Consider the following 20,807-nt stretch of genomic DNA (forward strand, 5'->3'; position numbering starts at 1 on the left):
GCTGCAGCATAGGTCAAAGTGGGCTCGAAGGAGACTTTCACTGCACCCGTCCCCAAAGTCGGCTTTGCGGGACAAAGGGTGCATTCGCTGCGGATGCGCAGATGGCTGCTTCAGGTTTGGCGCACCGATAGGACATTGCAGCAGGTCGCGCCGGTTAGTCCGTATAGCTTTGGCAGGCATCAACTCCGTTGGCTGTCGAGGCAAGTAGCTGACCTGCATCACGGATGAGATCGGCGACCCGCCTGTCCGCCAGACGATACCGAACGAAGCGGCCTTTGCTGCGGCGACTGACCAGCCCGCATTCCAGCAGACAGCGCAGATGGTTCGAGACGTTGGGCTGACCCAAACCCGTATGCCCGACGATTTCCTGCACGTTGCGTTCGTCCGACACCAGCGCATCGAGGATCGTCAGACGGCTGGGATCGCTTAGGCCCCGGAAGAGCTTTGCCCGCAGTTCCAGTGTATCGGGTGCCGAAAGATCGTCTTGAATGTTTTGCGCTGTCATATCATTATCCACTGATACGTTAGCAGCGTACCTTTTCGCCCGCTACCACAAAAAGGATCGCACATGAGCCAGCCCGATAACAGCAAGTTGGCGACAGCCTCCTCCCCGATCCGAATGCGGGTGCAAGGCATGGACTGCGCGAAAGATGCCGCCGAGATCGAGCGCGCGGCCCGGTCTGCGGGCGTGGCCGAAGGCGACGTGAAAGTGTCCGCCGCCACCCACATCATGACATTGCGGATCGCGGACGGCGATCTGCCGAAAGTGCGGCCCGCGCTCGACGCGACCGGCTACGGTTTCGAGAAGATCGAGGACGGCGATACATCGTCCGATCCGGCCTACAAGGACCCGAGCTATCGCCGCGCGCTCTGGATCGTGGTCGCGCTCAATCTCGGATACGGCGTAGTCGAAATGTTCGGCGGGTTCCTGTCCGGTTCGCAGGCGCTGAAGGCAGACGCGCTCGATTTTCTGGGCGATGGTGCGATCACGTTTCTGGGCCTGCTCGCCATCGGCTGGAGCCTGACATGGCGGGCGCGGTCGGCGATGATCCAAGGCGTGTTTCTGGGCCTTCTGGGCCTTGGCGTTGTCGGCAGCACGCTCTGGCGTGTCCTCAACCAGACCACGCCAGAAGCCGGGTTGATGGGAGCCTTCGCGGTAGGTGCGCTGATCGTAAACATCCTCGCGGTGCTGCCGCTGCTAAAGCACCGCAAGGGTGATGCCAATATGCGAGCCGTCTGGCTGTTCTCTCGCAACGACGCCATCGGCAACCTCGCCGTGGTCATCGCCGCCGGGCTGGTCGCGTGGCTTGGCAGTGCATGGCCCGACCTGATCGTCGCGTTCGCGATCGCGGGGCTTTTCCTGCATTCGTCGTGGATGATCATCCGCGATGCCCGGAGTGACTTGGTGGAAGCTGACTAACTCCATCATGGTGCGACGCGCCGGACGAAAGCCGACATTCGCGCGCCCCGCAGCATCGGTGAGTCTGGGCTCTTCGGTAGCATTAGCTGCAGGCGACACGAACGTCTGCAATGTAGGCAGGGTTCATTCAACCACACCAGCACAGCAAAAGGGGAACCGTGGTCCCACGGCTCCCCTTTGGGTTCAGATCGGCTCGCCCTCGCGTGCCAATTAGGCGACCAACGACAGCCCCGTGCCTGCGTCCTGCGGCTGCTCACCGCTGTCGATGAACGGGATGATCGAGAAGGTCTGCCCGCCGAGCTGTTCTTCGTTCTGCACGGCGTTGACGCGCAGATCGCCATCGGGCGTGTTGATCAGCAGCGACAGGTAGTCATTGCCCGTGCGGCTGCTTTTCGCCATCCACGCCGAGCCGACGCGGATCGGTGTGCCCCGGGGCGAGCTGACCTCGATGTGGTAATCCGGGTGGGTCTCCTCGGATTTGTAGCTGTTCTCGATCAGCATGAACTCCAGATCGAACATCATGTTGGCGATGTAGCCGGTGAAGGCGTTGTCGGCGTCCATGGCGGTGAGCTCTCCCGAGAGCGAGCCGGATTTCATCAGGCCGTTCGAGACCAGCGGGATGATCTCGAATTCGCCGCTTTGGGCCGCGCGCGCCTCTTTCGTCTGCACCGCGTTGACCCGGAACGGGCCCAAGCCGACATCGATCTGCATCGAGATGTAGGGGTTACCGCTGGTATTGCCGGTCTCGTTCCAGGCCGTGCCGATGCGCACCTTGCGGCCTGATTTGTTGACTGCCGTCACATCAAAATCCGGGCTACGTTCGGACATCTTGGCCCGCGCCTCCAACTGGATGGCGATGTCAAAGCGCGTCGAGTGGATCATGCCGGTGTACTGAGCGGCTGCGGTCTCGACATTGCGGGTGAGGGTTCCTGCGAACATGGGATGGTTCCTTTTGGATTGGCCGGTGCCTGACGTTCTTGCCAGCGCATCCGGGATTGCTTTCTCGACCCCTTGAGGGATCACCAATCAGAAAGCCTGCTTTCCTTTCAGCCCCGCCCACGGGTCAGATCTGCCGTCCGAGTGGGAATGCCCCCGCGCCTCCGGGTGCTACGCCCCTCCCCTGCACGTCTGGTCTTGATTGGCTGCCCGGATTTTCCGCGCTGTCCTCTGATCGCGCGATGAAGAACTCCGCCTCTTCTCCGTTCAACCGGTGCCCGCTCCGGTCGGTCAGGCCGATGCAGCTCCTATTCGGCTGATAGGTGATGAGGTACTGACCGAGCCGGTCCTTGTGGACAACGTAGCCGGTATTGGCCCAGTGCACGGTCTGGCCGGCATCGACGGCCGCCTTGATGTCTTCGAGTGTCATGCGAACCTCCTTACAAAGAATGGTGGGGAAACGACTCAAGAAGCCCGATCTTCCAACCGGGCTTCCGTGCGGCATTCAATTGGCAAAAAGCCGGGTCCTGTCAGGCACTCTGCGCCGCTTGCATCACGCGCGCCGCCATCCAATCCTTCAGGCCAAGAACGGTTCGTCCGGCGGCGACTTCAGATGCCCAGGCGACCCTTGGGTCGCCGCAGGGCTCATCGCCGGAATGCCGGTCGATGTGGCCATTGGCCATCCATGGCTCGGGCTGTATCCGTCGCAGCCAGTCCGCCATGCTCGGGATACGGCCCTGACAGTCTTCGCGGACATGCTGCTCGCCGATCCAGCGCACGGGTATGTCCCGACCCGCGCTATTGGTCAGGGTCAGGCCGAAAACCCGTTCGGCCTCGAACAGGCCTTGGGCATGATGGCGCAAGGCTCGGTGCGTAAAGAGCGCGAGGTGCTCTTTTGAGGCGTCAAACCAATCGTGCACAGCCTGATAGTCAGACGGCACCCCGCCGAATTTCCGGGCAGAGCTTTCGGCATGATGAAGCGGATGGGCCATCTCACAGCCCCTCGTCATAGCTGTGCGAGCATTCGACATAGCGGTCGGCATGATCCAAGGTGACACTGTCGGCGGTGATGTCCCAGGTCAGCGTGCCATAGCCGCCCTCGTTGTTCTCGAACCCCGGGTGATGGTGATAGGCGAGCGACCAGGCGAAATCGCCCACCTCTGTGGCAAGCGGTTCCGGCAGTTTGACGTCCGCAGGCTGCACCGTCACATCCTCGACATTGCCGGAGTCGCCATAGCCTTCGTATTCGGCGGTGACCTCGCTGATGCCAAGCGCGCGTAGTTGCGCAAGCAGCTCCGTTCGGGATGCCGTCAAGGTGGTTTCGCGCTCTGCACGCCACTGAGCCGCCATTGCGGCATAGTCGATCTGGGGATTGGTCATGGGTCCGTCCTCTTGTCTGAAGTTGGGGGGGGACCGGGCGTGGCATTGGTCTGCCCGCGCCCGGAAAGCGCAGACCGGTCAAATCCAGATCTGCGACGCCCGACCCAAAGCCCGCTTTGACTTTTCAGGCGGCTTGTTCTGCCGTGATGGCAGGCCCCTGCCCCACGATCCGGGCCAGAATGCTAACCGTGTCGATCCCCTCCCCGTGCGGCAGGAACACCCTCAGCTGGAAAGCGATGATCTCCGTGAAGCAGCCAAGCGCTTTCAGTCCATCAATCATACCCCGATCGGCACCGCCCAGCTCGAGGCGCATCTCGCCTGCGACCCGGCGACGGGTCAGGGTCATCCCCCGGCCAAGATCGACCGGCGCGGTGGTGCCCAATGCGGCGGTCAGCATCTCTTGCGGTGTTTGCGGGTTGGAGACGAGGAAGCGGGCACGCAACGCGGCTGCGCCTTCCTCACTGAGCGTGCGCCCGATCATGGCGGTCGCTCCGTCCGGCGTGACGCGGTAGATGCGCTCATTGGTGGTCGGAATGTCCTTCCAGATCGGCAACAGCAGCCCGGTCAGCAGGTAGAGCTTGGTCGTGGTGGTTTTCGGCAAGGACGCAGCCTCGGCATCCCAAAGCCGTGCGAACTCGGGCCTGTCGATCTCTTCCCAGGCCGATGACTCAAACCGCGCCTCCTCCAGGTAGCTCGACCCGTTTGGCCGCACAACCTTGCGCATCAGCGTGACGATGTCTTCGTCATACATCTGCATGGGCCGCGCCGAGATGAGCGCCGCGCGTCCAGACGCTCTGTTGACCATCGGCAGCTTGTCAGGGTTGCGCGACAGGGCGTCATCCGCCGACAGCACATGCACCGGATCCGTGACCTCGAGCCCGATGATCCGCGTCACCGCGCCGGATTTCGGGCAGGTCCAGAGATCTTCCGTGGAGACCTGTTCTATCTTGTCGCCGCGTAGGGTTTCCACGCCGAAATCGAGCGTGCCCGCCGCGCGCGCCCGCTCAGACTGATCGGCAATCCGCTTCATGAACTCTGCAAAGAGCGCGTTCTGCATGTGGATGGGAAGGGCAAGCACCCGGTTGAGAAACCGCTGGATCGGGGGAAGCTCCTCAAGGAGCACCCCGTCCTTGTCGATCAGCCGCAGGGCCGTCCAGTCGGTGAAGCTCTCGTAGCTCATCGCCTCGGCCCGCCCGGCAGCAAGATCGGCGAAATACCCACGCAGCGCCGCCCGCGCGATCGGGCTTTCGAGATTGTCCTCCTCGCGGAACATGCCCTGCGAGCCGGTCTCGCGCTGACCCTTGGTCAAGGCCCCCAGCTGGTCGAGGCGCTTGGCTATAGTCGAGGTGAAACGCTTTTCGCCATGCACATCCGAGGTGCAGACCCGGAAGAAGGGCGCGCTGACCTGAGCCGAGCGATGCGTGCGGCCCAGCCCCTGGATGGCCGCATCGGCGCGCCAGCCGGGCTCCAGCAGGTAGTGCCGCCGCCGTTTCTGGTTCTTCGCCGTTTGCGCCGCGTGATAGGACCGGCCCGTCCCGCCCGCATCGGAGAAGATCAGGATATCCTTCTCACCATCCATAAAGGCTTGGGTCTCGGATGAGTTGCTGCTGGCGGCGCGCTTTTCGATGAAGAGATGGCCGTCCTCGGCCTTCAAAGGGCGGATGGAGCGCCCGGTGACTTCAGCCACGGCCTCGTCGCCAAAGGCCCAGAGGATCTGATCGAGCGCCGAGGGGATCGGGGCCAGCGTCATCAACTCCATCATGGCCGCGTCACGCAGAGCGAGCGCCTCGCGCGAGACAACGAGCGCGCCGGTCTCATCCCGCAAAGGTTCCGCGACCATATTGCCGTCGATCTCGACCAGCTTTTGCGCATGAATCGGGAAGGCCTGTTCGAGGTATCCCAGAACATAATCGCGCGGCGTCAAGGCACCCTCGACGAGTTCATCCTCCGGGTCCATTGTCTCAAGTCGGCGTTTCAGCAGGCTCTCACACGTCGAGACCACCTGGATGACGGAAGCCTTGCCTGCCGCCAGATCGTCCTTGATGGCGTGGATGATGGTCGGGGCTTTCATGCCCATCAGGAGATGGTTGAAGAAGCGCTGTTTCGTGCTCTCGAAGCGAGATTTGGCCGAGGCGCGTGCGGCCGAGGCATTGGTCTCTCCCGAGGCGTCGTTGACGCCGGTCGCGGTCAGCGCGGCCTCGAGATTGTGGTGGATGGTGCGAAACGCTCCGGCGTAGGCGTCATAGACCTCGATCTGGGCCGGGGTCAGCGCGTGTTCCAGCACATCGTATTCCACGCCATCAAAGCTGAGGGCGCGGGCCGTGTAGAACCCGAGCGTCTTGAGATCGCGCGCGACCACCTCCATGGCGGCGACACCGCCAGCTTCCATCGCCGACACAAAGCTCTCGCGGCTCGGGAAGGGGTATTCGGGGCCTTGCCCCCAGAGACCGAGACGCGCGGCATAGGCCAGGTTGTGCACGCTCGTGGCGCCCGTGGCCGAGATATAGAAGACGCGAGCGCGGGGTGCGGCCAGTTGCAGCCGCAGGCCCGCGAGGCCCTGCTGGGAGGGTTTGGCCCCCCTGCCCTGCTCGGACCCTGCCGCATTCTGCATGGCATGGGCCTCATCAAAAGCCAGCACGCCTTCGAACTCCGCGCCCATCCAGTCGAGGATCTGGCTGAGCCGCGTGGTGCCGCATTTGCCCGCGGACCGCAGCGTGGCGTAGGTGACGAAGAGGATGCCACAGGTCACGGTGATGGGCTGGTCCGGTTTCCATTTGGAAAGCGGCTGAATGTCGGCTGGCGAGCCGCCGAGATCGGTCCAGTCGCGGATGGCGTCCTCGATGAGCGTGGCGGATTTGGAGACCCAGATCGCCTTCCTGCGCCCGGCAAGCCAGTTCACGAGAATGAGCCCTGCGCATTCGCGGCCTTTGCCGCAGCCCGTGCCATCGCCGAGGAAATAGCCGAGGCGATAGGCACGTGCGTCCGGGTCATCATCGGCGCGCGTCAGCTTGGTCTGGTCGTCATCGATGGTGAACCGACCGGGCAGATCACGCCCATAGGCATCATGCGCCATGATGATGGTTTCCAGCTGCGCCTCGGAGAGATGTCCCTCCTCGATCAGCCTGGCGGGCAGGCGCAAGTCATCACTGCCCGTGTTTGAGGGAATGGGCGGGGCAACCGAGGCCATAGCGATGCTTTCGACCAGCGGCGTGGGATGTTCCTGAGCACCCGCGATCTCGATCCGTTGCGGCCGGTAACGCGCATAGATGTCCGAGATGGGCGTGTTGTCGCGCGGGGCCTCAAAGCTTGTGAAGCTGAGCGGACGGACGGCATTGGCTCGGGGTTTGGAGGCGGCAACAGGCGCAGCGGCGTTCTTGCGCGGAGCAGAAGATGGACCGGTCGGCCGCCCGTTAGGGATCGCCGCTGCCTGTTGTACGGGGCGCATCTCGGTCCGGGGTGCGGCCACGGCGTCAACGAAAGGAAGGGCTTCCTCCAGATCCCGCACAGGGGCGCGGATCATCTCGCCGTCCTCCTGCACCTTGTCGAAGACCATGAGCTGGGTTTCGACAGAGGTGCCAAGCTTGCGGTAGACCTGCCCCGGCATCGTCAGCGCCAGTCGCGGCGTCAGGAGACCGCAGGCGCGGGACCAATGCGCAGCATCGCGTTCGGGCGTGAACCCCTGCGGCATGATCGCCACAAGCCGCCCGCCGGGCGCGAGACGCTTTGCAGCCGCGATGAGATGCTTGGCGGCGATGTGCTTGTCTCGGGAGCGATCGACCGAGGAGGCGAAGGGCGGGTTCATCACCACGACGTCGGGTAGAACCGGCGTCTGAAGCAGATCGTCGATATGCTCGCCGTCATGGCCCGTCACATCGCCACCAAAGACCGCGCGCAAAAGGCTCTGGCGAAAGGGGTCGATCTCGTTGAGCAAAAGCATGGCACCGGCCCGGGCGGCGATAGCGGCCAGTGCACCGGTGCCAGCCGAGGGCTCCAGAACGGTCTCGCCCTTGCGGATCGCCGTGGCCCGCAAGGCCAGCGCCGCAATTGGCAGCGGCGTGGAAAACTGCTGTAGCCGGATCTGCTGCTCGGAGCGGCGGGTTTCCGTCAGCAGCCGTGAGGCAAGCAGCTTTGCAGCGGCGATATCACCTACCGCGCCATCCCCACGCAGCAGCACCTGAACAGACGCGGCCTGCATCAGGTCATATGCCATGCGCCAGTCCCAGGCACCGCCGGCATCGCTGCCATGGAACGTCTCGCGCATGATGCGCGCGAGCGCTGAACTGCGCAGGGGCTGGTGGTCGACCTCCGCGCCGATTTGCGCGAGGGCAGAGGCGAGATCGGCTTCGGAGATTGCGAGAGCCGGGTTGGCCGTTCTGGGTTTGGACATGGGGATTTTCCTTTGGATCAGGGTCTGAGTTCCAAAGGACAAAAAGCCCGCTCTACACTTTTTGTGGTTTCCGCCGAAAGCTATGACGGAGGTTGGGCAACGAGAGTGAGTGCAGAATTTCAGATCACGAGCGCGACCCGCCCTTGTCCGAATCAAAGGCTAAGTCACGCAGCCGATCGGCAAACACTTTTTTGACAGAAGAAGCGGCGGCAACCCACCAAAACACCCCGAAACGCACAAAGGTACCAGGTAAGACCAGAACGCACTGTTCAAGACTGTTGGCGGCGCTTCTCATCAATCACCGCCTGCACAAGATTCATCACGTAGGAATGCGGTGTCGCGGCCTGCTGGTCATTCAGCGCCTCCTTCACCTTGGACCGAAACCAGGCATCATGGGACGTCATCTCAGCGGTCACGGCAATGGTCCTCGAGGCGCCTATCCAGAAATTCGCCTAGGTCTCTCGGCATAGCTGCAACGCTCAGAGCGACCCGAGATCGGCGGTAGGGAGAATGGACCTTGGACAGATTGACTTTGTCGCAAGCCTGTTTGCGGTCTGAAGGCTGTTTCAACTCGGATTCCCCGTTCACGCGATGATCGAACGTTACAGCAAAACTTCCCGGACGATAAGACTCTTGAGATCTCTACATTATGGGGATGACCAAAACATCTGCGCACAGACGCCCCTTCACACCATTGCCGACGTTGGGGCGGGATGCCGCGAAGGTCTCAAACGAGCCCAACCCGGTCCTTGCGGTTTCTCGCTGCGTGAGTTCGTAGCATGCAACTTGTCGGGGTAGCACAATTTCCTTTGCCGCCATGCCGTATGAAAATCTGCCATTCATGTTCAGCGCGGCAGAAGCCGAGGATTAGGTGGTTAAGATGCAGACTGTGCTGTCACTCTCCATTCCAGAAAACCCGCTCCGCCTGAAACGTTAGAACAAGCGGGTTTACGGGTAGCCGGGGTTATCCAAATTTCAGTCACACTTTGCCGCTCACCATCACATAGTGCTCATGCATCTCGACGCCGCCAAATAGTAGCCCGGAGCCCATACAATTAATCCGCGATCGTGCAGTGAATAACTGCTTTCGAAAAATTTCACGCCTCTTTGAGTAATCGCCTTCGTAGGGCCAGTTCACGATATAGGGCCGGTGGTGACACACCGATCTGGTCAGCGACTCTGATCCATTCACCTTTCTCAGGTTTCCCATGCACGTCCAGCCAAGCATCCAGTCGGTCGGATACGCGGCGCAGGCGCAGTATTTCGATGCGCCCCCTCTGTGCCTGAACCTCTCGGGCATGGGTTTTGATCAGGCTCAGAGCCGCATCTGGTCGATCGCGCAATGCAGACAGAAAATTTGCACGTGGCATGGTTGCAATCTGGGAAGGCGAGAGCGCTATCGCGTCGCAGTGGTAGGTTTCAGCAAACAGGGACGCCTCGGCTAATGCAGTGCCAGCCGTAGCAACGTGTAGGGTCAGAGTAGTTCCATCTTCCAATGGTCGTTCCAGCGCGACCGCGCCTGTACGGACAAGATACATTGACCTGATGCAATCTTCCCGCCTGAACAAAAATTCCCCTTGCTGAAGGGAGCGAAATGGCGCGTCGTCAAATATGCTTTGCCAATCAGACATGATAGAAATCATACGGGTTTCCGAACACATTCGATAGGGTGCATTGAAATATATGCGAGGATTGAAAATGCAATTGAAGATTGTCTTGGCCGTCTTGGGTATTGTCGGTGGTTCGGCCATCGCCCTGGCGCAAACGATGCAGTCCAATCACGGCGACGGCATGGATCATGTGACACATGGTCAGGATAAACCGGCGGACGCCTTTGGATTGACTGAACCAGGTCAAGGTGCTTTCGCAGCCCTGTCTGAAGTTGTGCGCTTTCTGGAGGCCGATCCCGAAACGGCCTGGTCACGAGTCGATCTGACGGGCCTGCGGGCGCATCTGGTGGATATGGATCGGCTGATCACTGACACCGTCGTCTCAGAAACCGAATTGCCGGATGGCATTTCCGCGTTGGCAACAGGAGATATTGAAACGCGCGCCACGCTCCGCCGGATGGTTCCGGCCCACGCCGCGCAGCTCATGCGGGACGGTCGTTGGGCAGTAGAAGTCTCGGTTTTGGAAAACGGAATGGAGCTGCGTGTCACCAGTGACGATCCTGCTGTTGTCGCTAGGATCAAGGGGCTCGGTTTCTTCGGGTTGATGGCAAGCCAGGATCATCACCGCAAACATCACCTGATGATGGCACGCGGCAACGATGTGCACGCGCACTGAGCTACCGCGACAGGTTGTAGCACCCCATAAGCTTGCAATGCACCATATACCCCATATAGGTATATCTCACATGGCCGTATCGTTCATCTTTTGCTTAATGCCCATGACGTTGGTCGCTGTGATTTCAGCAGTAACCGGAGACCTAAGGGTGGGAAACGACAGGATTGACTGCATACAACGCTGTCCTGCATCCTCAAAATTCTTTTCTGCAGCATACTTCGCACGTCAGGTGGGTCTGTGAAAAAGTCCCTCGTAATCGCAGGCTGCGTCGGCATGCTTCTGGCGTCGGCCCTGTTCGTAGCTGTAATGAGCATGGCCGCTGAAGACCGTATCATCCTAAAGGACACCGACCTTAGGATCGTGGCGGCGGGTGAGGCGGTGTACGCCTCGAACTGTGCATCCTGTCACGGGGCCAACCTTGAAGGCCAGTCGAACTGGCGCTCGCCTGGCTCGGATGGGCGGCTCCCGGCACCACCTCACGATAACACCGGACATACGTGGCACCATGACGGCGACACTCTGTTCCGTCTCACAAAATATGGGACGGGCGCTCTGATCGGTGATCCTGAATACGCATCAAACATGCCCATCTATGATGGCGTTCTAACGGACAACGAGATCATCGCCGTTCTCAGTTACATCAAGTCGACTTGGCCGCAGGAAATCCGCGAACGGCACGACGAAATGGAGCAGGATCATCCCGGATGATGTTCTGGGTGCCGCTTCTGGCCGGGACCGGACTTGGCGTTATCTCCGTGGCGCTTTTGGCTGTCGGTGGCGTCATGCGCCAACGCGGAACCTGGGCGACCACAATAGTCGCAATCGCGTCGTTCTACGTAGTCTTCGCGTTACCGTCTATGCACCTGATAGGTGCGCAGTCTTTAGCATAAGAAGTGTGCTATCAGACTGGGCCAATATCATCAGATAGCGGCCCGGTTTGCAGCCTTAATCGGGTGTCCATGAAACAAACTGCATGCAGGCCATAGGTCAAAACACATACGGTTTTGTCACCGGCGATAACGACCGTTTTTGCCAACTAACATCGCTTTTAGGGTGTCCAGCTAGTACCTCAGAAGGATGAAGCAGAGCATGGCGCATAGCAGAAGCGCTGTCACCGACAACCATCCAGATATCTCGATCTTCATTGGTCTTTCGGAGCAACCGCCCCTTCCGCTCCGCAAACCACATGGACGCGGTTTTAATGCAAAACCTCTGGGCCATGGTCGGACCTAAAGATGCCCTCTGGATCATCGGAGACTTTGCCCATGGTCCAAGAGCCAAAGACACCGACTGGCTACGCAAGCTGTTCGACAAGCTGCCCGGCGCAGAAAAGCACCTCATTGTCGGCAACCACGATCTGGAGCCGACGCAGGCATTGCCGTGGACAAGCGTGACACATCTGGCCGAGGTCCGGGACGGTCCGCAAAAGCAAGCGCATACGCTGTGCCACTACCCCATGATCACCTGGAACCACGCCCGTCGCGACGCGCTCCAGATCTTCGGCCATGTCCACAACAATTGGAAGGGCTCACGCAACAGCGTCAACGCAGGCGTCGATGTCTGGGACTTCATGCCAGTGCGCTTCGAGGACATCGCCCGTCGCGCGAAGACGCTGCCTGTGAACAAGCACTGGCAAGACGTCGAGCACAACGCAAAGGAGATCTGAGATGATGGACGACATGCCAAAAGCAACGATCAGCACGCTTCGTCACAAGACAGGCACGCTGCTCAAGCTGGCGAAAACCCACCCGATCCTGATCACCAGCTATGGCAAACCCGCCTTCGTGCTGATGTCAGCGGTCCATTACGACCGCCTATCTGGAAACGAGGCACACGCACCATGACCCAAAGAACCTATTTCGGCCTCCCGGTCATCAGCAGGCGCGGTGTACGCCCTGCCGATATCGCGCGCCTGCCCTTCGCTCAGTTCTGGTGCGACAGCGCCGTGCGATCTTCGCAGATACAGGACACCGCCACTGGCGAGTGGCTGGTGAACCTGCGCGACTGGGAGAACTTCGCCAGCATGTTCATTGAGACTGGACGGCATCGCAACATGCCGCAGCCGAAACAGGTGGCGTGGTTTGATCGGGACGAGGGTGAGCCGGAGCGGACATATTTCGGGCTGGAAATCACTGGCGACAAAATGGTGCGCGAAGCGGATATTGCGCGCCTCCCATTCTATGACTTCTGGCGTGACAGCAGCCGAGGCTCCGCCGCTCTGGTCGACCCCAAGACTGATACCCACCTCGTCTATCTGCATGACTGGGAGGCATTCGCAAAACTGCTCATTGAAACCGGACGGCACCGTTTCATGCCGCACCTCGTGGAGACCTGAGATGTCCCGATCCTATCGCAAAACACCCATCTGCGGAATGACCACAAAAGAGAGCGACAAGCCGTTCAAAAAGGCGGAACACAAGCGCGCAAGGCGGGCGGTCAAAGCAAGCGACCTGAGCGTCGAAGACCCGCCAGCGGAGAAAGCATTCGGCAATCCTTGGGGCGCACCGAAGGACGGCAAACAGTGGGTCGATCCGAAAGTCTGGCCGCAGATTCTGCGAAAATGAGCACACCTATTCTCATCAGAAAAGATAGCGGTGGACGCCGCCAACGAGAATTATTGGGTTGAAGATACCGATCTGATGGAAAGCAATGGTGGCTTTTATGACGAGAATTGGCGGGATGTCTGGTTAGCGGTGGCAACGGCACAGGGCAAGAGACATCCCGCCAGGCAGTCGGCCCGATGCGCACAGCTTGCGCATCGAGCGGGATGCCGTCACGACCTATAGGTCGTCCGGATCCACCATGTAAGCCACCCCGCTATCGCTGATGCGGACCACTTTACCGTCCCTGATCTCCATGTCGGGTTCGGCGTCACAGATTTCCGTGGTGTAGAGGGTTTCGGCATCGACGCGGACGACCTTGCCGTTCTCGATTTTGAAGAAGTCCTCTTCCTCATCGTCATCATCGTCGTCGTCATCATCGTCATCGCGCAGCAAACCCTTGGCGGTGGACAACAGCTCTTCGACACTTTCTTGCCATTTGTCCTCGTCGATGTCGGGCGCGACGCCCTCCTTGATCAACTCGGCGGCGTTCTCGCGATCTTCCGGGCGCAGTTTCTTTTCTGCGGCCACTCTCTTCAACTCTTCCAGCATGTCTTCTTTGTCATCGAAGTCGCGGAAGGGTGTTTGCCTGACCGCATTATCCTGGCCACCGGATGGATCGGACGAAGTCCCACCAAGGGCCGGCTCTTCCGGCTGATCAGGTTTAGGGGTGTCGTTCCCGCCCTCATGGTCAGGCGAATTGGGACCGGACGTAAGATATGGATAGGGATTGTCGTCTTGCCCAACGCCTTCGGATGGTGGCGGGGTGGGTTCGTTCTGGTAGGGGTACGAGGGGTCGGGCTTCGTCGTGGTGTCATCAATCCCGGAGCCCTTGTCGCCATAGGCTTCGATCCCCAGTCGTCCCAGAACGTCGTCCTCGTCTTCTTCGTCGTCATCCTCGTTCAGGCGCTCGATCCCCTGCTCCGCCCCCTTGCCCATCAGGAATTCCTTCGTCGACAGTTTCTCTTCCTCGACGGAAGTGATAAACTCCAAAGCGGTACCCGAGGCGTCCGCATAAGTGAATTCGACCTCGCCCGTGATCTTGTTGGCCGGACCGATCCCCATCTTCTTCATCGCATCCAGCGCGGCTGTGATCGTCTTGACCTTCTTGTCATAGGTTTCCTTGGCGGCTTGCAGCTTGGCGGGGTCACCGCCCTTGTCGGCGGCGTCGGCCAGTTTCACCAGTACGGCCTTGTCGGCATTGAGGCCCTGAATCAGGATTTGCGTTTTCTGGTACAACTTGAACGCCTTGGGGTTGGAGTCTTCCAACTCATTTCCATCCTTGTCGACGATGGTCGTATCCAGCATGGCGCCTGTCTTGAGCAGGTGTTCGACCGCCTGCAACAGGTGTTCGAAGGCCGGGCGGTAGTGCCCCGACGAGTTGTCGATGCGCGTCACCTTCCCGTCTTTGGTGTCTATGTGCCCGGCCGAAGCGACATCCTTGCCCTGCGCCCCGGTCGAGTGGTGCTGATATTCGACCCGTTTGGTGCCGCCGGACGCCTTGGCCATTTGCAGCGCTTGCGCTCTGGGCATGGTCTGATAACGATCCGTCGGCGATCCGTCGGGGTTCAACTCCCGCAAGATGACATGCTCGTCATTGCCGATCGTGATGTCGCCGGAGTCGGGCGACATCGTCATCAGGCGCTTTTTGTCGTCCTTGATCTCATTCCCGTCTTTGTCGACCAGCTTGCCTTCTGCGTTCGTGGAATAGGTCTGCTTTTCCGCCTCCTCATCCGTGAGCTTGCGGGTCATGGAAACCGTGCTGTCCGGGTTCGCTTTGTTGCGCCAGCCCGCCTTTTCGAACTCCCCTTCGTACTCGTCCAGGCGCGCCTTGGGTTTCATTCCCTGCTCGGTGGTCACGTCTGTATCGACTTCGGCATGTTTGACGTTGATGTTGAATGTTGCCTTCAACCAGGCGTCCTGATCCGGTGTAATCATGACAGTCCCTCCCAAATAGCTGCTCGCGGCTCAATCAAAACCGCCGACACAATCGTGTGGCGGCCGAGGAAATTACCATCGCAATAGACGATCCTCTCAACAAATTTTCAATAGACATAAATGTGCAAGTATGAGGAAATGACACCAGTCAACATACAGGCCATCGCAAAATCCTGGGAGATATTCACATGCCAAAGGACGACGCCAAGTCACCCGACGATATCACCAAGGAGTTGAAAGACATCCTCGCCATGGCCAAGAAGGGGCCGTTTTTTGCGGTCGCACTGGGCAAGGAGGACCCTGCCTTTCTTGTCGACAAGGTGAAAAAACCTGACGTTCTGGCCCAAAAAGCCAAGACCGAAGCCAAATCGAGCAAACTGACCTACGGCAACCTGGAATTCGAGAAAGGGGCACTGACGCTTTATTGTCAGGTCAACCCACCGGGCAACATGATGCGCAGCCTCAAGGCCTATTTCAAGAAATACAAGGTCGGGGCCAAATTCCGCTTTGTCTTGCCTGATGGAACGGTCGAGGACGACGGCGCGGACGATGGCACGGGCGAAATCGTCAAATCCTTCGGAAGGCTGATCGACGGCGCGCGCCAGGCCGCAAACGGTGATGCGGCGCGTCTCAAACAGATCGACGGTTTGCAGCACCTCTTTGATCGCGCCATGGAAAGCGATCCGCCGGACGTGGACGGCGCCAAGAAACTGATCGCCGCCGCGCGCAAGTTCGCCTTTACTGCGGACGACACAGGCGAAGGCTCGGAAATCAAGAAAACACTGGTCAAGAGCAACACCAACTGGGGCAAGGCCGTTGCGGCCGCACGCAGTGAGGTGACAAAGCTCGAATCCAAGGTAAAGACCGATTGTGCCGATCTGCCCGGCGCGACCCGCCTGGACGGTGCGTTCAAAACACTGCTGTCCGCGCTCGACAGTCTGGAAAAGGCGCTGGCCGGGCCATTGACGGCCGGTACCGCCACCGATGACGCCAAGGTACACGAACTTGCCCGGAAAAAGGCAATGGGCGCGGTTGATCAGGTTGAGAAGGTGCTGGGCAGCTCGCCGATGTTCAAGAGCCTCGACGACAATCCCTTTGTGAAGGTACAGGCATCCAGACTGCTCACAGGCACGCTCGCCTCGATCAAGAAAGACCTCGCCGCCTGACGCACTGGCGGGGCGTTGATGTGTGACACGGATTTCATGCCTGTCCGGGCGTACCGCACGCGCCGGTCAGGTGTTGTGTAAACCGCATCGCAACTCGTGTGGAACGGTGAGGCTATGGTGGGTGATAAGGGATTTGAACCCTTGACCCAGAGTGGCTGCACAGCAGACGCGCGTCGGTCAGGCTGGCCGTTCTGCAAAGAGCTTCAAGTCATGCGACCGGGATTGCTATGGTGGGGTTATCGGTGGGGGCGTCACCCGAAATCCAATCGTGCCTCAACTTTTTGCGGACGCGCTCGCCCGGCCACTAGAAGTAGCCGCAACTAATGAAGCGGCGGCACTCGGAGCCGCAATGTGCGCCGCAGTGGCGGTTGGAACATATGATTGTGTGGAAGAGGCCTCGCTTGCCATGACGTCAGAGGGCAAGAAGTATTCTCCTACTGCGGATGGTACGTCCTATCTGCAACGCAAGTATAAGGTTTTCCAAAAAGGTACGGAGCAGATGGCGCCAGTCTGGGCCAGTATCGAAGAGGACGCCAAACATTGACCAATCGCGCCGTAAGAATGGATGTCTCCGGTCACTACGACGTCCTCATCGTTGGTGCGGGTATTAATGGGGCGGGGGTGTTTAGGGATCTTTGCCTACAAGGTTTGAAGTGCCTGATCATCGACAAAGATGATTTCGGATCCGGGACGAGCGCAGCGCCATCACGGCTTATCCACGGCGGTATCAAGTATCTCGAAACCGGTGAATTCAGGCTTGTTGCTGAATCCACTCTTGAACGTAATTTGCTGCTCAAGAACGCTCCCCACGTGGTCAAACCGCTTCCAACTTTCATCCCGGTTCGTTCCTGGTTCAGCGGCTCTTGGTCCGCGACAAAAACTTTCTTCCGCGCCAAAACTTCGTTCAAATCGCGTGGCATGGTCCTAATTGGTAGCCGTTTGGTCTGGCCGCTCTGGCGGGGTTTAAGCGTCGTCTGTTACGCTGCGGATGCAGCGTAACGCCAGGGCAGTAGCTCGTCCAGTCGAGTGATCTTGTGATCAGCGATGCGCGCAAGAACCCATGTGAGCCAGGCTTGCGGATCGACGCCGTTGAGCTTGGCCGTTTCGATGAGGGTGTAGGCAATTGCCGCGGCTTTGCCGCCGCCTTCGGAGCCAACGAAGAGATAATTTTTGCGCCCGAGAGCCACGCAGCGGATTGAGCGCTCCGCACAATTATTGTCGAGTTCGAGGGAACCGTTTTCCAGATATCCGCGCATCTTCTTCATGCGACCCAAGGCATACCGGATCGCCTTGGCCAGTTCAGATTTGCCCGAGATACGGTCCAGTTGCGCGGCAAGCCAGGCTTCCAGTTCGTTGAACACGGGTTTGGCGTCCTGCTGGCGCAGCGCGACCCGTTCATTCGGCGATATGCCACGCACGGTCTTTTCGACCGCGTAAAGAACTGCAATCCGGCGGATGGCCTCTTCGGCGATCTGCGATCCCTGCGACTGGAAAATATCGACGAACTTGCGGCGCACATGAGCCATGCAGGCCATCTCATAAACAGCCTCCTTGGCGAAGATATCGTTGAACCCGGTATAGCCATCCGCGTGGACCCAGCCTTGGTAGTTGGCCAGATGTTCGGTAGGATGCCTGCCTTCCCGATCTGTACTGAACTTGTACCACGCCGCCGGTGGCGCCTGGCTATCCCAGGGTCTTTCATCCCGGACATAGGTCCAAATGCGCGCCGTTGCGCATTTCTTTCTGGCCTGCATTTTAATCGGGGTGTCATCTGCGAAGATGGCTGCGCCCGTACGGACGTGTCGACCGATGGCATCAGCCAACGGTTCCAGAAGCTTTGTGGACTGCCCGACCCAACCGGCTAAAGTGGAGCGATCGAGATCAATCCCGTCGCGTTCCATGATCTGGCTTTGGCGATATAAGGGGCAATGATCCGCATACTTCGAGACCAGCACATGCGCCAAGAGGCCAGCACCGGGGCGACCGCGCTCAATGGGGCGTGAGGGCAGAGCCGCCTGAACGATCTTGTCACAGCATTTGCAGGCCATGCGTGGGCGCACAATCCGGTTCACGACAAAGCGACCGGGAACATACTCCAGTTCTTCGGTCACATCCTCACCGATGGCCCGCAACGATCCGCCGCATTTGCACGTCTCGCCGGGGGTCAATACTTGCTCACTGCGTGGCAGTTCTGGCGGCAATGGCTTGCGCTTCGGTTTTTGCTTTGGCTCGGATGGAGCACTGGTGTCTTCGCTGGCAACGACACTGGCTGCGGCGGTCTCTTCCTCTTCCAGTCGAAGCTGCAAGTTGAGTTGGTCGGCTGACTCGGATTTTGATCCAAAACAGTGCCGATTGTGCCCCGCCAGCTGATGCTTCAGCTTCTCAATCTCCAAAGCCTGGGCTTTGGCCAAAGCGACCAAACCCTCCGCCGCGACACGCAGCTGGCCAGGATCAGATGGCAGGGATTTTAGCGCATCGAACATGCCTCGGCTTATAGCCGAGCGCACACCGGATGGGAATCCTATGATACTGGATTTGCTTCCAAATTGCCGACCGTCAGTGGCCGCCAAGTCCGCTGCGGCGCGCGCCAATCAATTCCCTCCAACAGCATCGACAATTGCGCCGGACTAACTGTCACCTTGCCATCTGATGCAGCGGGCCAAACGTATTTGCCCTTCTCCAGTCGCTTGGAAAACATGCAAGCCCCTTGACCATCCCACCACACGATCTTCACCAGATCGCCCCGGCGGCCGCGAAACACAAAAAGATGTCCAGAGTAGGGATCCTGCTTCAGAACACTCTCGGCCAGAGCCGACAAACCGTTGAACTGCTTGCGCATGTCGGTGGCACCAGCTGCAAGCCAAACCCGCGTGTTGACCGGAACCGGGATCACGCCATCAACCCCTCGACCAACGCCAGAACGCCAGACAAGGCCGTCGGACCTTCCACCAAAATCCGCCGACCATCCGACAACGTGATATCAACCCGCTGCGCCGACACCACGGCATCAGCTCCGGACTCGTCATTGATCGTTGGAACAGACACCAATCCTTCGATCTCAACTGGTAGAAAGCCGCCGTGGCAATCAGCTTCAGCAATGTCGGCTTCCGGGGCAAACCGTGGGTCTTTCAACCAATTGTGGATCAGATTGGCGTTCATCGCGTACCGCCGCGCAACTTGCGCCACAGACACGCCCGGCACCGTCGTCTGCGCACAAATCGAGCGCTTCTCATCATCCGACCAAAACCGCTTCTTCTGACCCTTCTTCCCAGCCATAAACCGCCTCAAGATGTCCATTATCGAAAATGGACACTATCACTCTCTTTCAAACGGCGTCAGAGCGGGCAGACCGGACGGTTACGTCTTCGCAATCCAATCCGGCGACACTCTGGAAATCGTCGCTCATACGGGCTTAGCGGCCGGATTCTCAGCACTGGCGATTATCGGCGCACGTACCTCATCGTGGTTACTGGCCACCGCGCTGCTTTCGCATGGAATTTTCGACGTGGTTGCCGAATCGATGATCGCAAACCCCGCGCCAAGATGGTGGGGACCGTTCTGTCTCGGGATCGACGTGGTGCTGGCGTTGGCGCTTGCCACGATGCTCTGGCACAGGAAAGCGCTTGATTGATAAACCCTATCGGGACGCTTTCTGCAAAAGCCCGATCAACTCGTCGAACTTAGCCCGCTGTTCCTCGGGGTCGCCGCTCTCGATGGCGGAAGAGACGCAATGCTGCGCGTGGTGTTCGAGGATCAGCTTCTCGACCCCTAGCACGGCGGACCGGATCGCGGCTGTCTGCGCCAGAATGTCCATGCAGTAACGGTCGCTCTCAACCATCTTCGCTACACCGCGCACTTGTCCTGCGAGCCGCGACAGGCGGTCAAGTGTCTTTTCTTTGTTGGCCTTCATCCGACGGCGCTCCTTACTTTTTTGGAACCAGTAGCTGACATTCTAGTTATATACCCCATATGGGTATATAGGAGAGACAGACAATGGCACGCAAGGATAACACTACAATGGATTCTCACGGCGCGCACCACGATAGCCATACCGGCAAAGGTGGCGGATATGTCCGGTTCTTCGCCATGATCGGCACTTCGACGGTCGTGATGTATGGGTTGATGTATCTCAACACCTACGCGCTGGATCGCGTCTTCTTCTCGCAGACACGAATGTGGATGGCGCTCTATATGGGCGGGATGATGGCGATCATCATGCTCGCCTTCATGCTCGGCATGTACTCCAACCGGAAAACCAACATCGCGATCTTCGTCGGTGGAGCCCTCGCTTTTGCCGCCGGAGTTTACCTCGTCCGGTCGCAAGACACAGTAGGCGATATCGCCTGGATGAAAGCGATGATTCCGCACCACTCCATCGCGATCCTGACTAGTGAACGGGCGAATATATCCGATCCGCGCGTGCGTGCGCTGGCCGATGCGATCATCGAGGCGCAGCGCAGCGAGATCGAGGAAATGAAAATCTACATCGCGGATATCGAAGCCAATGGGGATGCGCCCGCCGGCACCCCCCGCAACCAAGAAGGAAACTGAGCGATGATGAATGGTGAAATGCACGAAGGCGCAGGCTGGATGATGGGCGGCATGGGGCTGATTGCCCTGCTTGTTATCGCCTTTTTGATCGCCGGTATCGTCTATTTTGTCCGCAACTCTCGCGGACGCTGATCGCAAGGAGA

General features: G+C 59.3%; 26 protein-coding genes. 13 read left to right on the top strand and 13 right to left on the bottom strand.

Annotated features, from left to right (window positions below):
• Positions 1-154 precede the first annotated feature (154 nt).
• A complete protein-coding gene (locus Z946_RS0102975; protein WP_025054257.1) occupies positions 155-505 on the bottom strand; it encodes an ArsR/SmtB family transcription factor in 351 nt (116 codons plus the stop codon).
• A 63-nt stretch (positions 506-568) separates the two neighbouring features.
• Here Z946_RS0102975 and Z946_RS0102980 point away from each other — a divergent pair, with 63 nt between their 5' ends.
• Positions 569-1,420 carry a cation diffusion facilitator family transporter gene (locus Z946_RS0102980; protein ID WP_007803328.1) on the top strand — a complete coding sequence of 284 codons (852 nt, stop codon included), beginning with the start codon at positions 569-571 and terminating at the stop codon, positions 1,418-1,420.
• A 210-nt stretch (positions 1,421-1,630) separates the two neighbouring features.
• Here the strand turns inward: Z946_RS0102980 and Z946_RS0102985 are convergent, their stop codons facing one another.
• From Z946_RS0102985 to Z946_RS0103015, 7 genes are all read right to left on the bottom strand, one after another.
• Positions 1,631-2,359 (bottom strand): DUF736 family protein, encoded by a 729-nt coding sequence (locus tag Z946_RS0102985; RefSeq protein WP_025054258.1) that lies wholly within the window; start codon positions 2,357-2,359, stop codon positions 1,631-1,633.
• 124 nt (positions 2,360-2,483) lie between these two features.
• Positions 2,484-2,786, bottom strand: coding sequence for a hypothetical protein (locus Z946_RS0102990; RefSeq protein ID WP_025054259.1), 303 nt, complete (start codon positions 2,784-2,786; stop codon positions 2,484-2,486).
• A gap of 100 nt (positions 2,787-2,886) precedes the next feature.
• A complete protein-coding gene (locus tag Z946_RS0102995) occupies positions 2,887-3,348 on the bottom strand; it encodes a DUF6915 family protein (protein WP_025054260.1) in 462 nt (153 codons plus the stop codon).
• Position 3,349: 1 nt separating this feature from the next.
• The gene (locus tag Z946_RS0103000; protein WP_025054261.1) at positions 3,350-3,736 is read right to left on the bottom strand and encodes a DUF6878 family protein; all 387 of its coding nucleotides are present in this window, start codon (positions 3,734-3,736) and stop codon (positions 3,350-3,352) included.
• Between the two features lie 124 nt (positions 3,737-3,860).
• Positions 3,861-8,123 (bottom strand): strawberry notch family protein, encoded by a 4,263-nt coding sequence (locus Z946_RS0103005; protein ID WP_025054262.1) that lies wholly within the window; start codon positions 8,121-8,123, stop codon positions 3,861-3,863.
• A 269-nt stretch (positions 8,124-8,392) separates the two neighbouring features.
• Positions 8,393-8,539, bottom strand: a complete 147-nt coding sequence (locus Z946_RS21575; protein ID WP_156505811.1) for an antitoxin PaaA2 family protein — start codon at positions 8,537-8,539, stop codon at positions 8,393-8,395.
• Positions 8,540-9,220: 681 nt separating this feature from the next.
• Positions 9,221-9,874 carry a cyclic nucleotide-binding domain-containing protein gene (locus Z946_RS0103015; protein ID WP_081780764.1) on the bottom strand — a complete coding sequence of 218 codons (654 nt, stop codon included), beginning with the start codon at positions 9,872-9,874 and terminating at the stop codon, positions 9,221-9,223.
• On the opposite strand from Z946_RS0103015, the gene Z946_RS0103020 reads away from it, so the two are divergent.
• The 6 genes from Z946_RS0103020 (at position 9,822) to Z946_RS0103055 (ending at position 12,973) form a co-directional block, all read left to right on the top strand.
• Positions 9,822-10,409: a hypothetical protein gene (locus tag Z946_RS0103020; protein WP_025054263.1), complete on the top strand. Its 588-nt coding sequence runs from the start codon at positions 9,822-9,824 to the stop codon at positions 10,407-10,409. The genes Z946_RS0103015 and Z946_RS0103020 overlap by 53 nt on opposite strands.
• A gap of 237 nt (positions 10,410-10,646) precedes the next feature.
• Positions 10,647-11,117: a c-type cytochrome gene (locus Z946_RS0103030; protein ID WP_025054264.1), complete on the top strand. Its 471-nt coding sequence runs from the start codon at positions 10,647-10,649 to the stop codon at positions 11,115-11,117.
• Positions 11,118-11,595: 478 nt separating this feature from the next.
• On the top strand, positions 11,596-12,075 hold the full coding sequence (locus Z946_RS0103040) for a metallophosphoesterase (protein ID WP_025054266.1): 480 nt from the start codon (positions 11,596-11,598) through the stop codon (positions 12,073-12,075).
• A 1-nt stretch (position 12,076) separates the two neighbouring features.
• Positions 12,077-12,253, top strand: coding sequence for a type II toxin-antitoxin system Phd/YefM family antitoxin (locus Z946_RS21320; protein ID WP_081780766.1), 177 nt, complete (start codon positions 12,077-12,079; stop codon positions 12,251-12,253).
• Positions 12,250-12,744, top strand: a complete 495-nt coding sequence (locus Z946_RS0103050) for a hypothetical protein (RefSeq protein ID WP_025054267.1) — start codon at positions 12,250-12,252, stop codon at positions 12,742-12,744. The genes Z946_RS21320 and Z946_RS0103050 overlap by 4 nt, the downstream gene beginning before the upstream one ends.
• Before the next feature lies 1 nt (position 12,745).
• Positions 12,746-12,973 (top strand): hypothetical protein, encoded by a 228-nt coding sequence (locus Z946_RS0103055; RefSeq protein ID WP_025054268.1) that lies wholly within the window; start codon positions 12,746-12,748, stop codon positions 12,971-12,973.
• A gap of 216 nt (positions 12,974-13,189) precedes the next feature.
• On the opposite strand, the gene Z946_RS0103060 is transcribed toward Z946_RS0103055, so the two are convergent.
• The gene (locus Z946_RS0103060; protein WP_025054269.1) at positions 13,190-14,947 is read right to left on the bottom strand and encodes a hypothetical protein; all 1,758 of its coding nucleotides are present in this window, start codon (positions 14,945-14,947) and stop codon (positions 13,190-13,192) included.
• Between the two features lie 188 nt (positions 14,948-15,135).
• Here Z946_RS0103060 and Z946_RS0103065 point away from each other — a divergent pair, with 188 nt between their 5' ends.
• The 3 genes from Z946_RS0103065 (at position 15,136) to Z946_RS0103075 (ending at position 17,112) form a co-directional block, all read left to right on the top strand.
• Complete coding sequence (locus tag Z946_RS0103065) at positions 15,136-16,113, top strand: hypothetical protein (RefSeq protein ID WP_025054270.1); 978 nt, start codon at positions 15,136-15,138, stop codon at positions 16,111-16,113.
• 151 nt (positions 16,114-16,264) lie between these two features.
• Positions 16,265-16,657, top strand: coding sequence for an FGGY-family carbohydrate kinase (locus Z946_RS0103070; RefSeq protein ID WP_025054271.1), 393 nt, complete (start codon positions 16,265-16,267; stop codon positions 16,655-16,657).
• Positions 16,654-17,112 (top strand): FAD-dependent oxidoreductase, encoded by a 459-nt coding sequence (locus Z946_RS0103075; RefSeq protein WP_241461294.1) that lies wholly within the window; start codon positions 16,654-16,656, stop codon positions 17,110-17,112. The genes Z946_RS0103070 and Z946_RS0103075 overlap by 4 nt, the downstream gene beginning before the upstream one ends.
• Here Z946_RS0103075 and tnpC read toward each other — a convergent pair.
• Genes tnpC through tnpA form a run of 3 tightly spaced genes read right to left on the bottom strand, consistent with a single transcriptional unit; the run spans position 17,091 to position 19,389 of the window.
• Positions 17,091-18,596, bottom strand: a complete 1,506-nt coding sequence (gene tnpC / locus Z946_RS0103080; RefSeq protein WP_025054273.1) for an IS66 family transposase — start codon at positions 18,594-18,596, stop codon at positions 17,091-17,093. The genes Z946_RS0103075 and tnpC overlap by 22 nt on opposite strands.
• Positions 18,597-18,634: 38 nt before the next feature.
• A complete protein-coding gene (tnpB, locus tag Z946_RS0103085) occupies positions 18,635-19,006 on the bottom strand; it encodes an IS66 family insertion sequence element accessory protein TnpB (RefSeq protein ID WP_025054274.1) in 372 nt (123 codons plus the stop codon).
• Positions 19,003-19,389, bottom strand: coding sequence for an IS66-like element accessory protein TnpA (gene tnpA, locus Z946_RS0103090; protein WP_025054275.1), 387 nt, complete (start codon positions 19,387-19,389; stop codon positions 19,003-19,005). Before tnpA ends, tnpB begins: the two co-directional genes overlap by 4 nt.
• A gap of 13 nt (positions 19,390-19,402) precedes the next feature.
• Here tnpA and Z946_RS20385 point away from each other — a divergent pair, with 13 nt between their 5' ends.
• A complete protein-coding gene (locus Z946_RS20385; RefSeq protein ID WP_025054276.1) occupies positions 19,403-19,744 on the top strand; it encodes a hypothetical protein in 342 nt (113 codons plus the stop codon).
• Between the two features lie 6 nt (positions 19,745-19,750).
• Here Z946_RS20385 and Z946_RS0103100 read toward each other — a convergent pair whose 3' ends face one another.
• A complete protein-coding gene (locus Z946_RS0103100; protein ID WP_025054277.1) occupies positions 19,751-20,023 on the bottom strand; it encodes a metal-sensitive transcriptional regulator in 273 nt (90 codons plus the stop codon).
• Positions 20,024-20,106: 83 nt separating this feature from the next.
• Between Z946_RS0103100 and Z946_RS0103105 the strand changes: the two genes are divergently transcribed.
• Entirely contained in the window at positions 20,107-20,664 is a 558-nt protein-coding gene (locus tag Z946_RS0103105) for a DUF305 domain-containing protein (RefSeq protein ID WP_241461295.1), read from the top strand.
• Between the two features lie 3 nt (positions 20,665-20,667).
• Entirely contained in the window at positions 20,668-20,796 is a 129-nt protein-coding gene (locus Z946_RS21880) for a hypothetical protein (RefSeq protein ID WP_260168806.1), read from the top strand.
• Positions 20,797-20,807: the final 11 nt, after the last annotated feature.

The sequence above is a fragment of the Sulfitobacter noctilucicola genome (genome assembly GCF_000622385.1).
Taxonomy (GTDB): domain Bacteria; phylum Pseudomonadota; class Alphaproteobacteria; order Rhodobacterales; family Rhodobacteraceae; genus Sulfitobacter; species Sulfitobacter noctilucicola.

Bases quoted from the DNA above. Each gene is read 5' to 3' on its own strand.
- Z946_RS0103065 (WP_025054270.1), top strand. From the start codon at position 15,136: ATGCCAAAGGACGACGCCAAGTCACCCGACGATATCACCAAGGAGTTG.
- Z946_RS0102985 (WP_025054258.1), bottom strand. From the start codon at position 2,359: ATGTTCGCAGGAACCCTCACCCGCAATGTCGAGACCGCAGCCGCTCAG.
- Z946_RS20385 (WP_025054276.1), top strand. From the start codon at position 19,403: ATGTCCATTATCGAAAATGGACACTATCACTCTCTTTCAAACGGCGTC.
- tnpA (WP_025054275.1), bottom strand. From the start codon at position 19,389: ATGGCTGGGAAGAAGGGTCAGAAGAAGCGGTTTTGGTCGGATGATGAG.
- Z946_RS0102975 (WP_025054257.1), bottom strand. From the start codon at position 505: ATGACAGCGCAAAACATTCAAGACGATCTTTCGGCACCCGATACACTG.
- Z946_RS21320 (WP_081780766.1), top strand. From the start codon at position 12,077: ATGATGGACGACATGCCAAAAGCAACGATCAGCACGCTTCGTCACAAG.
- Z946_RS0103015 (WP_081780764.1), bottom strand. From the start codon at position 9,874: ATGGCCGAACCACCGACAATACCCAAGACGGCCAAGACAATCTTCAAT.
- Z946_RS0102995 (WP_025054260.1), bottom strand. From the start codon at position 3,348: ATGGCCCATCCGCTTCATCATGCCGAAAGCTCTGCCCGGAAATTCGGC.
- Z946_RS0103105 (WP_241461295.1), top strand. From the start codon at position 20,107: ATGGCACGCAAGGATAACACTACAATGGATTCTCACGGCGCGCACCAC.
- Z946_RS0103055 (WP_025054268.1), top strand. From the start codon at position 12,746: ATGTCCCGATCCTATCGCAAAACACCCATCTGCGGAATGACCACAAAA.
- Z946_RS0103050 (WP_025054267.1), top strand. From the start codon at position 12,250: ATGACCCAAAGAACCTATTTCGGCCTCCCGGTCATCAGCAGGCGCGGT.
- Z946_RS0103020 (WP_025054263.1), top strand. From the start codon at position 9,822: ATGCAATTGAAGATTGTCTTGGCCGTCTTGGGTATTGTCGGTGGTTCG.
- Z946_RS0103060 (WP_025054269.1), bottom strand. From the start codon at position 14,947: ATGATTACACCGGATCAGGACGCCTGGTTGAAGGCAACATTCAACATC.
- Z946_RS0103100 (WP_025054277.1), bottom strand. From the start codon at position 20,023: ATGAAGGCCAACAAAGAAAAGACACTTGACCGCCTGTCGCGGCTCGCA.
- Z946_RS0102990 (WP_025054259.1), bottom strand. From the start codon at position 2,786: ATGACACTCGAAGACATCAAGGCGGCCGTCGATGCCGGCCAGACCGTG.
- Z946_RS0103040 (WP_025054266.1), top strand. From the start codon at position 11,596: ATGGACGCGGTTTTAATGCAAAACCTCTGGGCCATGGTCGGACCTAAA.
- Z946_RS0103005 (WP_025054262.1), bottom strand. From the start codon at position 8,123: ATGTCCAAACCCAGAACGGCCAACCCGGCTCTCGCAATCTCCGAAGCC.
- Z946_RS0103000 (WP_025054261.1), bottom strand. From the start codon at position 3,736: ATGACCAATCCCCAGATCGACTATGCCGCAATGGCGGCTCAGTGGCGT.
- Z946_RS21880 (WP_260168806.1), top strand. From the start codon at position 20,668: ATGATGAATGGTGAAATGCACGAAGGCGCAGGCTGGATGATGGGCGGC.
- tnpC (WP_025054273.1), bottom strand. From the start codon at position 18,596: ATGTTCGATGCGCTAAAATCCCTGCCATCTGATCCTGGCCAGCTGCGT.
- Z946_RS0102980 (WP_007803328.1), top strand. From the start codon at position 569: ATGAGCCAGCCCGATAACAGCAAGTTGGCGACAGCCTCCTCCCCGATC.